The 14822-nt window shown below is 42.2% G+C and carries 14 protein-coding genes; 3 read left to right on the forward strand and 11 right to left on the reverse strand.

Going from position 1 to position 14822, the window contains the following annotated elements; all coding sequences use genetic code 11:
• The first annotated feature begins 150 nt into the window (after window positions 1-150).
• Window positions 151-1836 carry a GW domain-containing glycosaminoglycan-binding protein gene (locus EL241_RS09730; protein ID WP_126320538.1) on the forward strand — a complete coding sequence of 562 codons (1686 nt, stop codon included), beginning with the start codon at window positions 151-153 and terminating at the stop codon, window positions 1834-1836.
• Between the two features lie 37 nt (window positions 1837-1873).
• Here the strand turns inward: EL241_RS09730 and EL241_RS09735 are convergent, their stop codons facing one another.
• From EL241_RS09735 to EL241_RS09745, 3 genes are all read right to left on the reverse strand, one after another.
• Window positions 1874-2251 carry a RidA family protein gene (locus EL241_RS09735; protein ID WP_036106043.1) on the reverse strand — a complete coding sequence of 126 codons (378 nt, stop codon included), beginning with the start codon at window positions 2249-2251 and terminating at the stop codon, window positions 1874-1876.
• Window positions 2252-2306: 55 nt separating this feature from the next.
• Window positions 2307-4028 (reverse strand): ABC transporter ATP-binding protein, encoded by a 1722-nt coding sequence (locus EL241_RS09740; protein WP_036106041.1) that lies wholly within the window; start codon window positions 4026-4028, stop codon window positions 2307-2309.
• Window positions 4029-4142: 114 nt separating this feature from the next.
• On the reverse strand, window positions 4143-5075 hold the full coding sequence (locus tag EL241_RS09745) for an aldo/keto reductase (RefSeq protein WP_036106037.1): 933 nt from the start codon (window positions 5073-5075) through the stop codon (window positions 4143-4145).
• A 130-nt stretch (window positions 5076-5205) separates the two neighbouring features.
• Between EL241_RS09745 and EL241_RS09750 the strand changes: the two genes are divergently transcribed.
• Together EL241_RS09750 and EL241_RS09755 are read left to right on the forward strand one after the other, a co-directional pair.
• Window positions 5206-6117 carry an AEC family transporter gene (locus EL241_RS09750; RefSeq protein ID WP_036106034.1) on the forward strand — a complete coding sequence of 304 codons (912 nt, stop codon included), beginning with the start codon at window positions 5206-5208 and terminating at the stop codon, window positions 6115-6117.
• 56 nt (window positions 6118-6173) lie between these two features.
• Complete coding sequence (locus EL241_RS09755) at window positions 6174-8132, forward strand: fructose-bisphosphatase class III (protein ID WP_036106031.1); 1959 nt, start codon at window positions 6174-6176, stop codon at window positions 8130-8132.
• A 340-nt stretch (window positions 8133-8472) separates the two neighbouring features.
• Here the strand turns inward: EL241_RS09755 and EL241_RS09760 are convergent, their stop codons facing one another.
• The 8 genes from EL241_RS09760 to pta all read right to left on the reverse strand — a co-directional run bounded on the left by EL241_RS09760 (window position 8473) and on the right by pta (window position 14805).
• Complete coding sequence (locus EL241_RS09760) at window positions 8473-8880, reverse strand: hypothetical protein (protein WP_036106029.1); 408 nt, start codon at window positions 8878-8880, stop codon at window positions 8473-8475.
• A gap of 323 nt (window positions 8881-9203) precedes the next feature.
• On the reverse strand, window positions 9204-9974 hold the full coding sequence (locus tag EL241_RS09765; protein ID WP_003754768.1) for an ABC transporter permease: 771 nt from the start codon (window positions 9972-9974) through the stop codon (window positions 9204-9206).
• The gene (locus EL241_RS09770; protein ID WP_003754766.1) at window positions 9967-10902 is read right to left on the reverse strand and encodes an ABC transporter ATP-binding protein; all 936 of its coding nucleotides are present in this window, start codon (window positions 10900-10902) and stop codon (window positions 9967-9969) included. Before EL241_RS09770 ends, EL241_RS09765 begins: the two co-directional genes overlap by 8 nt.
• A gap of 171 nt (window positions 10903-11073) precedes the next feature.
• Complete coding sequence (locus tag EL241_RS09775; protein WP_126320539.1) at window positions 11074-11901, reverse strand: aldo/keto reductase; 828 nt, start codon at window positions 11899-11901, stop codon at window positions 11074-11076.
• 75 nt (window positions 11902-11976) lie between these two features.
• The gene (locus EL241_RS09780; RefSeq protein ID WP_126320540.1) at window positions 11977-12540 is read right to left on the reverse strand and encodes a GNAT family N-acetyltransferase; all 564 of its coding nucleotides are present in this window, start codon (window positions 12538-12540) and stop codon (window positions 11977-11979) included.
• A 15-nt stretch (window positions 12541-12555) separates the two neighbouring features.
• Entirely contained in the window at window positions 12556-13140 is a 585-nt protein-coding gene (locus tag EL241_RS09785; RefSeq protein WP_003754763.1) for a L,D-transpeptidase family protein, read from the reverse strand.
• Window positions 13141-13153: 13 nt separating this feature from the next.
• On the reverse strand, window positions 13154-13699 hold the full coding sequence (locus tag EL241_RS09790) for a GNAT family N-acetyltransferase (RefSeq protein ID WP_126320541.1): 546 nt from the start codon (window positions 13697-13699) through the stop codon (window positions 13154-13156).
• 128 nt (window positions 13700-13827) lie between these two features.
• Entirely contained in the window at window positions 13828-14805 is a 978-nt protein-coding gene (gene pta, locus EL241_RS09795) for a phosphate acetyltransferase (RefSeq protein WP_003754761.1), read from the reverse strand.
• Between the last annotated feature and the right edge of the window lie 17 nt (window positions 14806-14822).

The following is a 14822-nucleotide window of genomic DNA, read 5'->3' on the forward strand; positions in this document are numbered from 1 at the left end:
ATCACACTGTTAAATTCTACCATAAGGATTCTTTATTGAGAAGTTCTAAAGTTCATAATTTTTTCAAACAAAAATCATTTTTAGAAAAAGATAGGCTTTTTATCCGCTTTCATTATATAATAAAATAAAAAATACTATTGGAGGTTAGCTATGAAAAAGTGGGGTTGTCTTTTTATCGCTATCGCACTCAGCTTTTCTCTTTTCAGTCCTTACACTGCAATCGCGGCTACGACCGAGAAGAGCCAAGTGATAACGACCTATCAGACCAAAGACAAAAAGGTCTTGAAAGAAGTAACAACAGAGGGAGAACCAGGTGCAGATTATCAGACAGAAGCATTGGCATTTGAGGGATATAACCTAGTGTCCTCGCCAGATCAGCCAGCTGGGAAATTTCCACAAGCAGGTGAAAAAACGTATCTGTATTATACCTATGAAGCCAAACAAACGGCTCCTGTCACGATTTCTTATTTGGATACACAAGGTAAAACGTTAGCTGCGAAACAAACGCTGACCGGAGAATGGGGCAAAACCTATCAAACCAAACCCAAAACGATCGCTAACTATACACTGAGCAAAACAACTGGTGCTGTTAACGGGACTTTTTCCGATAAAAAAGCGGATATCGTCTATACGTATCAAGTAAATAAAGCTGCTCCGATCACAGTTCTATTTGTAGATACAGCCGGAAAAACGATCGCTACGAAACAAACGTTGCAAGGTGCGATCGGCAACAGTTATCAAACCAAGCCAAAAACAATCAAAAACTACACCCTCGCGAAAACAGCCGGCAAGACAAAAGGAACATTTTCCAGCCAAGCAGAAACTGTGACCTATACTTATAAAAAAGTAGAACCTCCTAAAGCAGATCCGATCCTCTCACAAAGCAAAGTCAACTTTGACAAAAAAGTAAATTCCACTACCGAAAAAATCTATTCGAAACCTTATCAAGTCGCAGGTGTCAAACAAGTCGGCACCGCTAAGACTTATAACAAAAAAACCGTCCATATCCTTCAATCTGCCAAGACCAAGCATGGGACGTATTATCAATTCCGCTATAAAAATAAAACGATCGGTTGGATGAAAACGAGCGCATTTACTTCCCCTTATGATAAATTGAGCTACGATAAAAAGGTAAGTTTCGACAAACGTGTCGCAACGAAAAAAACGGCCATCTACAACAAGCCTTATAAAATCAAAAACGCCAAAAAAACTGGTGTTTCTAAAACTTACAATAACCTGATCGTTCAAGTCGTTCGGGAAGCAAAAACAGAACACGCCGTTTTTTACCAATTCAAAGTAAATGGCAAAGTCAAAGGTTGGATGAAAAAAAGTGCCTTTAAGAGTCCAAAACTGCTCCTTTCCGTACCGATCATTAAACAACGTCCTGAACTTCCAACAGGTTGCGAGATCACTTCCGTTACAATGATGCTACGGTATACCAAAGCGAAAAAAGTAACAAAAACAAAATTAGCTAATGAAATGCCACGTCATAGTAGTAATCCGAATAAGGGGTTCGTCGGAAATCCATACACGACGCATGGCTGGACGATTTATCCGAAAGCATTGAAAAAGCTGGTGAAAAAATATGCTGGTTCTTCCCGTGACCTTACCGGTTCTTCCACAAAGACATTAGAACGGTTTTTACGTTATAAAAAACCTGTTGTCGTCTGGGTGAAAATGCACGGCTTCAGCGTTCATGCTCTGACACTAACTGGCTATGATAAAAATAATTTCTATTACAATGATTGTTGGACAGGTCAAAAAAATGTCAAGATCAGCAAAAAAGCGCTGGATAATACGTGGAAAACGCAGAAACGGCGGGCGATCTCGTATTAATAAAAAAGCTGGTATCGATGATCGATACCAGCTTTTCCTATTTCACCGCTACAACCTCGATCTCCACTTCCGCATCTAGTGGCAATTTTGCCACTTGGAACGCGCTTCGAGCAGGATAAGCATTTTCAAAAAAGGAACCATAGATCTCATTTACGGCTTGAAAATTGGCCAGGTCTTTAAAAAAGATCGTGGTCTTGACGATGCTTTCCAAGCTGCTGCCTGCTTCCTCTAATACGGAAGCGACATTTGTCAAAGCTTGTTTGATCTGCGCTTCTGCGCCAACCTGCAAATCGCCAGTCGCTGGATCTATTCCCAACTGTCCAGAAGCGAAAATAAAACCGTTTGTTTCGATTGCCTGTGAATAAGGTCCTAATGCTTTTGGCGCCTTATCCGTATGAATAACTCGTTTGCTCATCTATATCCCACCCTTTCATGATTGTTTCTATTGTAGCTGAGATGTCATCTATTTTTCAACTATCTTTGCGGAACTGCGCATCATAAAGATTGCGGTAAGTCCCTGGAACAGCTAATAATTCTTCGTGCGTCCCCATTTGTTCGATGCCATTTTCGGTCACAACTAGAATGCGGTCAGCGTGTTTGATGGTCGCTAGGCGATGCGCAATGATCAGCGTGGTCCGTCCGACAGCTAATTTTTGTAAGGATGCTTGGATGACTTGTTCTGTTTCTGTATCGAGCGCAGAAGTCGCTTCATCGAGGATCAAGATCGGCGGGTTTTTCAAAAACATTCTCGCGATCGCCAAACGTTGGCGCTGTCCGCCTGAAAGTTTGACTCCTCGTTCTCCGATCACCGTATCCAGTCCATCCGGCATTTCTGCAATTACTTTTTCTAAATGCGCGAGCTTCACTACCTCATCGATCTCTGCATCACTCGCATCTAATTTCCCATAAGCGATATTTTCCCGGACGGTACCGGAAAACAAGAATACATCCTGCTGCACGACACCGATTTGCGAACGAAGTGAAGCGAGCGTCATTTGTTTGATCGGCCTATCATCAATACGGATTTCTCCATCTGTCACTTCATAAAAGCGCGGCAGCAAATTACAGATCGTCGTTTTCCCAGCACCGCTTGGACCGACAAAGGCAATGCTTTCGCCAGCCTGGATCGACAATTGGATATGATCCAGCACAGTCTTGCCATCTTGATAGCGGAATGAAACATCCCGGTATTCGATGTCGCCGCGGAATGGCTCGGCACTGACAGCATTCGGTGTATCCGTAATACTCGGTTTCGTGTCGATCACTTCCAAAAAGCGTTTGAAGCCGGCGATTCCCTTTGGATAACTTTCGATGATCGCGTTGATTTTTTCAATCGGACGAATAAAGACGTTTGTCAGTAAGATAAAGCCGACAAAATCACCGTATGTAATATCTCCCTGAATACTAAAATAAGCACCAAAAATAAGTGCAAACAGCGTGATCAGCCGAATCAGAAAATAGTTAAATGATGTGCTGACACCCATTACTTTATAAAAAGCCAATTTTGATTTGCGATATAACGCATTGATTCCTGCAAAACGCTTTTTCTCGTAATTTTCATTTGCAAATGCTTGGACGACACGAACCCCGCTGATCGCATTTTCGATCCCGGCGTTGAAAGTCCCGAGATCTTTGAATATCTTGGTGTTGACCTTTGTCATCTGTTTGTTGAAAAAAACTAATAGAATCGTCAAGACCGGTACCAATATAAATGTCGCGATCGCTAGTTTCACATGGATCGTCAACATCAGCAGAAAAGCGCCGACAAGTGACATGATCGAGATGAAAATATCTTCCGGCCCGTGATGCGCGACTTCTCCGATCTCAAATAGATCCGTTGTCATCCGTGCCATTAGTTTCCCCGTTTTTTGATTATCATAAAACTCAAATGGCTGGCTTTGGATATGATGGAACAAATCGCGGCGCATATCCGTCTCGATATTCAAACCAAGCATATGTCCGTAATAAGTCACGATATATTGCATTCCTGTATTTATTAAGTAAAAGAAAAACAATGCCAGACAAGCGGTCACGATCAATCCCCAGTCTTTCCCCGGCAAAAGTTTATCGATCACGCGATTGACCGCAACTGGAAAAGCAAGTTCTAACAACGCCGCAACAATTGCACAGCAGAAATCCAGAAAAAACAACCGTCGATACGGTCGATAGTAATTAAAAAAACGTTTTATCAAGCCACTTCTCCCCCTTTTTCAGTCTAGTTATAACTATAAAGGAGTCATTTTAAAAGTGCAAATCAAAAAACAGCTGGCAAGTGGGAAATCCCAGCTGCCAGCTGTTTCCTTCTATCAGCTGAAAATCGCACTTATTTCAGCAACTTCTTCTGCTGAAAGATCTACTTGTAGCGTATTCAAATTATGTTTCACTTGCTCGGCGCGTTTGGCACCCGGAATGACTGCATCGATTCCCGGCCTAGCAAGCAGCCACGCAAGTGCGATATGTGCTACCTCTGCTTGTTTTCGTTCTGCGATGACACGAAGTTTTTCGATTTTCCGAATGTTGGCTTGATAAGTCTCCCCTTGGAAAAGCGGGTTTTTCTTTCTGCTTTCCGGGATTTCCGTATCTGCCCGGTATTTCCCAGTCAACAGACCGGAAGCAAGTGGGAAATAGGGAATCAAGCTTAGTCCATGCTCGACTACATATGGAAGTAATTCTTCTTCCGCTCCTCGTTTCAGCAGATTATATTCCGACTGAATCACATCGACATATCCATCTTGATTGGCTTCTTTTAATTGTTCCAGTGAGAAATTAGAAACGCCGATCGCATTTATCTTGCCGGCATCTTTCAATTCTTTCAACGCACTGACAGCTTCATTTTTCGGTGTTTTTTCATCTGGGAAATGAATGTAGAAAACATCTAAGTAATCTGTTTGCAAACGTTTTAGACTCGCTTCTACGGTTTGTTTAAGGAATTCAGGGGAATTATCGATCTCTACTTTTCCATCCACTAATTTATGAGCCCCTTTAGTGGCCAAAATAATTTTGTCACGAGCCTTTTTTTCAGCAATGACTTGACCCACCAATTCTTCGGAGCGACCTTGTCCATAGATATAAGCCGTATCGATAAATTTGATACCACTGTCGATTGCTTCAGCAACTAAGCCCTTTCCCTCATCTTCATCTAAATTCGGGAACAGATTATGCCCACCGACTGCATTTGTCCCCAGTCCGACTGGGTTAATGCGCAATCCAGTTTTTCCTAATTCTACTTCTTTCCTCATTGTCATCACACTCCTACTTTCTTTAGTTCCCATCTTCTCAAAATAAAAACCTTTCTTCTGAAAACAGAATTATCAGATTCTATTGCTAACTATGATAGAATAAGGATATTACATATAAAGAGGTGTATCTATGCAATTTGTCCTTATCTTACTTCCTGTTTTCGGGATTTTTTTAATTGGCTTTATCGGGCAGAAAGCGTTGAAATTCGAGATTCCTAACCTTTCTAAATTGACGCTTTACCTAATGTCGCCTTTCTTAGCTTTTTCTGTTTTCTATAGTCATCCGGTTTCCCTCGATTATCTGTATTTGGCAGTTTATATTTTTGCACTCTGCTCGATCTTGATTTTCGTGGTCTATCTCGTTTCCAAATTGATGGGCTATTCACTGGCAGATCGCTGTGCGCTTATTTTGTCTAGTGCCTTTATGAATAACGGCAACTACGGGACGCCAGTCATTTTGCTGGTTTTCGGCGAAAAAGGGCTCGCGATCGCGGTCATCTTGATGGTGCTGCAGCAACTGGCGATGAGTACGATCGGTGTTTATTATGCAGCGAAGGGAAGCGAGGACGGTGGCGGGATGAAACTCGTGTGGCGGCGTGTGATTCGGATGCCGATCGCATATGGCGCGTTGCTTGGGTTTCTTTTCCAGCTCTTGCACATCCCGCTGGCAGATCCAATCCTGACCTGTATCGATCTGGTTGGTAATGCTGCTATTCCAACGATCATGATCGTCCTCGGGATGCAATTGGCGGTCATCTCGTTTCGAGAGATCGAATTTCTTAAAGTTGGCTTTGGGCTACTGATTCGATTGTTGCTCTCGCCGGTGATCGCGTTTTTGTTGACGCTGCTCTTACCAGTCGATACGATGACCAAACAAATCATGGTGATTCTAGCTGCCATGCCAACCGCTGCAAATACAACGCTACTTGCGGTCCAGTTCCGCACAAAACCTGATCTAGTGTCGAGTACCACTTTTATCAGTACAGTACTGAGCATCGTCACATTACCGATCGCCTTGTGGGCTGCCCAGCTGTTCATCTGATTGAACGACTCGATTTGGAGGTATAGAATAACTTTAATAAAGGAGAGTGCTAGGCTATGACCAAAACGGAGATCAAATATTTAAAATTGCTTTCGCGTTCCTATCCAACTGTAGCGAAAGCAGCGACAGAGATCATCAATTTAAAAGCGATCTTGAACCTACCTAAGGGAACAGAGCATTTTCTCAGCGATGTCCACGGGGAATATAGTGCTTTTGAACAAGTGATCCGCAATGGTTCCGGAGTTGTAAAACGAAAGATCCGTGATATTTTCGGTGATATTTTGACTGAAAAAGAAATCAATTCACTTAGCACGCTTGTCTACTATCCAGAACAAAAACTTGATGTCATCACGCAGGAAAACGATGATTTAGAGACGGTCTACCGAACAACGTTATATCGCCTGATCAAAATTTCGCAATATGTATCTTCCAAATATACACGTTCCAAAGTTAGAAAAGCGATTCCACAGGATTTTGCTTACATATTAGAAGAATTATTGAATGAAAACCAAAATCTGCCAGATAAAGATATGTATTACAAAGAAATCATCCAAAGCATCATTGATCTAAACCGAGCGGAAGAATTTATCAGCGTGCTTGCAAAATTGATCCAGCGGCTTGTCGTCGATCATCTGCATCTCGTTGGGGATGTTTACGACCGCGGTCCACACCCGGACAAAATCATTGATACGCTGATGGATTACCATTCACTCGACTTTCAATGGGGCAATCATGATATGATCTGGATGGGGGCGGCAAGTGGCTCCCGCGTCTGCATGGCGAATGTCATCCGTATTTCTGCCCGTTATTTGAATTTGGATATCATTGAAAATAGCTATGGCATTTCGCTGCGCCCGCTTGCTCTCTTCGCAGATGAATTTTACCAAGATGATCCTTGCACTTACTTCCAGCCAAAAAATGAAGGCGGTGAATCGATCAGCGATGCCGAGCGCACACAGATCGCCCGCATGCATAAAGCGATCTCGATCATCCAATTTAAATTAGAGGGCGAGATCATCAGGCGGCATCCGGAATTCAAGATGGATCACCGCCTTGTTTTGGATTTTATTGATTATGAAAAAAAAGAAATCACTTTGGATGGCAAAGCGTATCCACTGTTGGATGGACATTTCCCAACGATCGATCCGGAAAACCCATATCGATTGACCCGTGAGGAACAGGAAGTCGTGCAGAAATTGATTGGTTCTTTCAAAAACTGCGAACGGCTGCAAAAGCATATTTCTTTCTTATACAGTAAAGGAAGTATGTATCTGACTTATAACGGCAACCTGCTTTATCATGGTTGTATCCCGCTCAATCAAGATGGCACCTTCATGCCTTTTGAGATCCGCGGCAAAGCATACCGTGGTAAAGCTTTGCTCGATAAATTTGAACAGCTTGCCCGCGAGGCATATTATCGGCCATCAGGAACTGCTGAAAAGCTTTACGCGTGCGATATCGTTTGGTATTTGTGGACAGGTGAAGTTTCCTCTTTATTCGGCAAGCGAAAAATGACGACTTTTGAACGCTATTTTGTGGAAGCCAAGGAAACACATAAAGAGGAAAAAAATCCTTATTATCAACAGAGAAATGAGATCGCCACCTGCAAACAGATCTTGAAAGAATTTGGTTTAAAGGAAGACGAAGGACACATTATCAATGGTCACACACCAGTGAAAGAAGGCGATGGCGAAAGCCCGATCAAAGCGGACGGCAAGATGCTAGTGATCGACGGCGGCTTTGCGAAGGCATACCACAAAACCACTGGCCTAGCTGGCTACACCTTACTATTCAACAGTTATGGTCTGCAGCTGGTGAGCCATCAGCCATTTACTTCTACAGAAGACGCGATCCAACGCGAAACTGATATCCTGTCCACTCGGCGTGTGATAGAAACAGAGACCGTACGAAAACGAGTGCGTGATACCGATATCGGCCAGCAATTGTCGAAGCAAGCTGCCGATTTGGAATTGCTACTAAATGCATATCAAGAAGGAATTATCAGCGAAAAATGACTGATCGGAAAATGACACAAAATCGACAAATTTACGAAACCCTTTCTCCTGCAATCGATAACAAGATTTCAACTCATTTTGAGGCATTATTTTGTTAAATAAATGAATGACGCACAGGAAAAAAGCCGTTATAGTATACCTATAGTTATTTCTTTATTGCTCCCTCTTTAAAGAATAGCTATCTTATCCCTTCTAAATGTTATAATTCCCCACAATTTAGCATTTAGTACAATTATTCCGTCTGAAGCCTAGGCTTCAGAAAACAATTTACCTGCTTGGTTATCAAGCAGGTCTTTTTTTATGAAAAAAAGTTGCTCCATTCCTCGGAACAACTTTCGGTTTATGCTTTCTTTTTTATCACTTCAATCAAGACCATGTATAGCACCACTCCGATCGAAAAAACGATTGCAATACTTTTTAGCGAAATCTGCTGCATGTCATATATGCTTAAAATTGCAAGCACAGGCGGGATCAACCATGCGATCGTAAAAAAGAAATAATGCGAAAAAAGATTTCTGGTCATGATATAGCGTTCGTCCTTCTCTACTTTTTCTTCTTCATACTGCTTTCTAAGTTTCTCTTGTCCCCAAAAAAAGAAGCTACTCCCCACAATAAGAAATACCACGATGTATGTTGCCGGGTTTAAATCTTGAAATGGTTTCATCCCTTTCATAATGGCTAGCAAGATCCCTGTATAGACCATGCTAATAAAGATAGTGCTCAGGCGGCTTATGCGGTATCTTTTCATATGTCATCCTCCAAGTGTTCTATTTATAACTCTATTTTAATCATTAGTTATTTTCATTTCCACTCTTTTTAAAACAAAAAAATAGAAACCTCTATAAATAAAGGTTTCTTAGACTGAAGAAAAATACCATTTCAATCATTATTTTACTGTTTTCAGCTTGGTGAAAAATGATTAGATACTAGGCAAAGCCGAGTACCGAAGCGGAGCGTAATTGTGTACGTGAGCATCGGAACGCAGGCTTTAACGACAAAGATGAGCGCTTTTCGCCAAGCTGAGAAACCCCTATAAATAAAGGTTTCTATCTTCCATATATTCAAATAAAATCAGCTTCTAAGCCCTCTGCCTCTATCGATCAAGTACCAGCAAAGCGAATACAGTACGACAATGAAAAGGACTAGAATGATCATTGAGATCATGATCGGCACATCTTTTGTTCCAAGAAATCCATAACGAAATCCTGAGATCATATAAACAATCGGATTGATTTTTGACACAGCCTGCCAGAATGGTGGTAGCATGGAGATCGCATAAAATACGCCACCCAGGTAAGTCAACGGCTGCAGCACGAAAGTCGGCACGATCGAGACGTCATCAAATGAGCGAGCGAAGATCCCGTTTAATAAACCTGCTAATGAAAATAAAATGGCGGTCATCAGAAGTGTGATAATAACAATGCCCCATGAAAAAACATGTAGCGGGACAAAAAAGAGTGAAATAATAGTTACAAGAATACCTACTAAAATACTTCTGCCTACCCCTCCAATGACAAATCCCCAAATGATGATATGGGTCGGCACTGGCGCAACCAGGATCTCTTCAATATTTTTTTGGAATTTCTGGGAAAAGAAAGAAGACGAAACATTGGCATAAGAACTTGTGATCGCGGACATCATAATCAATCCGGGGACGATGAATTCCATATAGGAGACACCGCCTGTTTCACCGATTCTGCTACCGATCATTTTCCCAAAAATAACGTAGTACAGCACGGTAGTGATCACTGGTGGTACTAACGTTTGGATCCAGATCCGCATATAGCGGTTAGTTTCTTTAAATGCTAAACTTTTTAAAGCTGTAAAATATAGACTAAACATGTTTTTCCTCCACGATATGTTCTTCTTCTGTGATTTTTAAGAATAATTCTTCTAAGCGGTTTGATTTATTACGCATCGAAAGTACTTTGATCCCCTGTGCGCTAAACTGTTCAAAAATAGCATTCACGCCCTGATCCCGTTCTACTTCTACAGCAATCGTCCACTCATCTTCAAAATAAGTCTTATATCCGCTGATTTCCGGTTTTTTCGTATACGGTGCTAGGTCAAAGATAAATGTTTCAAACTGTAATTTGGAAAGCAGTGTCCGCATACTGGTATTCTCGATCAATTCGCCTGACTGAATGATCCCGATATGGCGACAAAGCATTTCTGCTTCTTCTAAGTAATGGGTCGTCAGAATAATGGTGGTCCCATTCAAGTTCAATTCTCGCAGGAATGTCCACATTTCACGTCTTAGTTCGATATCTACGCCAGCGGTCGGTTCATCTAGGATCAGCAACTGCGGTTCATGCATCAAGGCACGCGCGATCATTAAACGCCGCTTCATTCCTCCTGAAAGCATGCGTGCTTTCACGTTGCGTTTTTCCCAGAGGTTCGATTGTTTTAGATATTTTTCACTGCGTTTCAATGCTTCTTTACGCGAAACGCCATAATACCCGGCTTGGTTCACGACGATCTGCTGAACCGTTTCAAAAGGATTGAAGTTGAATTCCTGTGGTACAAGCCCGATCTGTTGTTTGGCGCGCACGAGATCGCTATCCAGATCATACCCAAAAATTTTCACTTCGCCCGCCGTTTTGTTGACAAGCGAAGTGATAATACCGATCGTGGTTGATTTTCCGGCACCATTTGGACCTAGAAGGGCGTAAAAATCACCTTCTTCGACAACTAGATCAATTCCACGCAACGCCTCCACGCCAGTGGCATATACTTTTTTCAAGCCTTTGATTTCAAGTGCATAAGTCATTTGTTTGTTATCTCCTTACTGATAGTGTTCTTTATTTTAGCATGTATTTGCGGACATGAGAAATAATCGATTCGTCAATTTGCTTACTTATCGCAACAACAAGGAAGCAATTCTGATAACAGATTTGCTTCCTTGCTTAGTAAATTATTTTGGATTCGTTCCTCTATGGCTCTATTTCAAACCATGATTATCAGGATTTCGACCTGTTCGTTCATCCTTGTTTAGAGCACTGATCGCTTGCACGTCTTCCTCTGATAATTCAAAATCAAAGATATCTGCGTTTTCTTGGATACGTTCTTTATGCACTGATTTCGGAATCGTTACGATATCTTGTTGGTAGTCCCAACGTAAAATCACTTGAGCAACTGTTTTTCCGTATTTGTCTGCCAATTTTTTGATTTCTGGATTGTCGAGCATTTTTCCGCTTCCTAATGGAGACCAAGCTTCCACAACGATATCATTTTCTTTACAGAAGGCACGCAGCGGTTCTTGCGTCAAGTTAGGATGCAACTCTACTTGATTGACCATTGGTTTCACTTCTGCAATTTCAAAAATCTCTTTCAGATGGTGTTCATGGAAATTACAAACACCGATCGCACGTACTTTTTTATCTTTATATAATTTTTCAAATGCGCGCCACGTATCTTGTGTTTTGCCTTCTACCGGCCAGTGGATCAAATATAGATCGACGTAGTCTAATCCTAGTTTGTCTAAACTTGCATCGAATGCTTTCAACGTTGATTCATAGCCTTGTTCGGAATTCCATAATTTGGTAGTGACAAACAAGTCTTCGCGGTTGATTCCTGATTCTTTGATTGCCTTCCCTACTCCAGCTTCGTTCTTATAAGCTGCCGCAGTATCGATACTGATATAGCCAGTTTCCAATGCCCATTTTACGGAATTTACTGCTTCTTCGCCATCTTTGACTTGCCAAACGCCAAAACCAACTCTTGGCATTTCTACACCATTTGCTAATGTGATTGTATCTTTTAAACTCATTATGTCAATTCCTCCTTTATATCAGATATGTATAGTATACACCTAATAAGGGAGCTTTAAACACCATCTTGCTTGTTAGAGCTGTTTTTGCATGTGGTCATATCGATGACCTGCGATGACGATCTCACTGACCTTTTTAAAACCATTTCGTTCATAGAGCGCTTTTGCCCGTGGATTTTGCTTGTCGCAATTCAGACCGATCAAATTCTCACCTTCTGCTTGAGCGATCGCTGGCAACGCGGCTAATAATTTTGTACCGATGCCTTGTCCTTGAAATGCTTGGTTTGTCACGATCGAATCCAGATACCATTCACCAGGGAAGGTTTCCTTATCTTTGAAGATTGGTTCTATATAGCTTAAATGATGTTTAGCGGCTAGTTCAGGCCAATTCGCATCTATAGTTGGTTCGATTTCACCTTTATACCCTGCCAGAACGCCTGCGATCTGTCCGTCTTGTTCATAGACATGTAAATGCTCATAGCTATATCGATAATTTTCAAGTCCGATCCCTTCGATCAGGGCTGCCAAGATCGCTGTCTCCTCATCTTGGTTAAAGATTTCTAATTCCATATCTTTCCAAATGACAAGCAAAAGTGGTGCGATTTGCGTGGCATCTGTTTGTTTAGCTGGTCTGATCATTTTTTACCTTCCTTTTCAATAATTATGTAATGCGTCTTTCGATTTTACGTGTATGATGTAAGCCTGTTCGCCTGTTGCTTGGATCAATTTGATCATGTCTTCCCTCGGAACAGCAACGCAGCCTGCAGTAGGACGCTGGTTCTCAACATGCAAGAAAAAGGCGGAGCCAGCGCCTTTGATGATTGGATCCGTATTGTAGTGGATCAAGCGGGCGAATTCATATTGATGCTCACTGTAAGCATAAAGCGACTCATCCATTTCAGATGTCTGAAATTGCTGCCACGTGTTGTAATAAGCACTCTCCGGATTGGAGATCCAATAGTCTGACGCAGTGATCGGCCGAAATGCCGTTTTGCTGCCAGGGTCTTTTTTGCCAAAAGCCTGGCCGAGACGAAAAGCGCCTTCCGGAGTAACTTTGCTGCCTTCCCTTGCGTTACCGATCCCAGCTTCACCAACATACCCTTTCGTCTGCAGCTTCATTCGCCATTTGGCATCCTGCTTTTCCCAAAAACTAACTTCTGCTTCGACTGCTTCAGCAATAACGATTACAAGCTGATTGGTCCGCTGTGCCAGTTTAAGTTGCGCTATCTGCGCTTCCATGTTCCTCGCCTCCTTAATTAAAATCTGCATCTAAAATCGCAAAGGTATAATGATCCTGCCAAACTCCTTCGATTTTTACATTTTGGCGAGCTAATCCTTCTTTTTGAAACCCGCTGTTTTCCAGCACGCGCATCGAACGATGATTCGCCGGCATTACACCTGCTTCAATACGGTGAAGTCTCAGTCTCTCGAAACAATAAGCCAGGACTTGCTTGACTGCTTCGCGCATATAGCCTCTACCATTTTGGGCTTCATCGAGAAAATAGCCCAGCCACGCGCTTTGCAGATTCCCGCGCAATACTTCCGTTATCATCAGCAACCCAATGATCTGCTTTGTTTCTGATTTTGTGACTACAAAAAAATAGCCATCATCTTTTTTTGCTTGCTTGCAAAAAGCCTTCACTCTTTTTTTCTGCTGTTTCAATGTATAAAAAGTGGCTTGCCGTTCCGCTGCATAGCTGCTGAAGAAAGAGCGATTCCGCTTTTCAAGTTCCAGCAGTGCCGAGGCATCCTTTTTCTTTACTAAGCGGACATGGATTTCCGTATTAAGATCAGGCATTGGTTCACTCCCCTTTTTCAAACACTTTCTTCTATATTAATACATTCGCTTAGCAAAGCGCAAAGAAATCGCCGTACAAAAAAACACATGGCTGAAAAAGCCATGTGCGCTTGTTATTAATTAATTACTTATTTATTCACTGCTTGAGCGGCAGTGATCAGTGTTAAATGATATACATCTGCAGCATTACAACCGCGGGATAGATCATTTACTGGTGCATTCAATCCTTGTAAGATCGGACCCACTGCTTCAAAATCGCCTAAACGCTGTGCGATCTTGTAGCCGATGTTTCCTGCTTCTAAGCTTGGGAAGATGAAGACATTGGCATCACCTTTGATTTTAGATCCTGGTGCTTTCTTTTCAGCAACAGATGGGACGAAAGCTGCATCAAATTGGAATTCACCGTCTAATGCTAATTCTGGTGCTTTTTCTTGCGCGATCGCAGTTGCTGCTACTACTTTTTCCGTTTCATCAGATTTCGCAGAACCTTTTGTGGAAAAGCTTAGCATAGCTACGCGAGGATCGATTCCGAAAATCGAAGCTGTTTCTGCGCTGACAATAGCATTTTCAGCCAAATCTTCTGCAGATGGAGCAATGTTGATCGCAACGTCGCTGAATAGATAGCGTTGGTCCTCTTTGACCATGATCATTGCGCCAGCTACTTTAGAAATGCCTGGTTTTGTTTTGATGATTTGAAGTGCTGGACGGACAGTGTCGCCAGTAGAATGTGCTGCACCACTTACTAAACCGTCTGCTTTGCCAGTGAAGACAAGCATCGTTCCAAAATAGTTCGGATCTTTCAGCATGCGTTTAGCATCTTCTTCAGTTGCTTTTCCTTTGCGGCGTTCAACAAATGCAGCTACTAACTCGTTAAAGTCGGCATCGCTTTCCGGATCGCGGATCACTACGTTTTCCAGCGAGATGTTGAGTGCTGCTGCTTTTTCTGTGATGCTTGCTTTATTTCCCAGTAAGATCGGCACTACGATACCCTCTTCTTGCAGGCGGGCAGTTGCTTCGATGATACGTTCATCTTCCCCTTCTGGTAAGACGATACGTACGTTTTTGCCAGTTACTTGTTGTTTGATCGTTCCAAATAAATCACTCATTTTTGATTTCCTCCATC

It is taken from the genome of Listeria grayi, from assembly GCF_900638015.1.
Taxonomy (GTDB): Bacteria; Bacillota; Bacilli; order Lactobacillales; family Listeriaceae; genus Listeria; species Listeria grayi.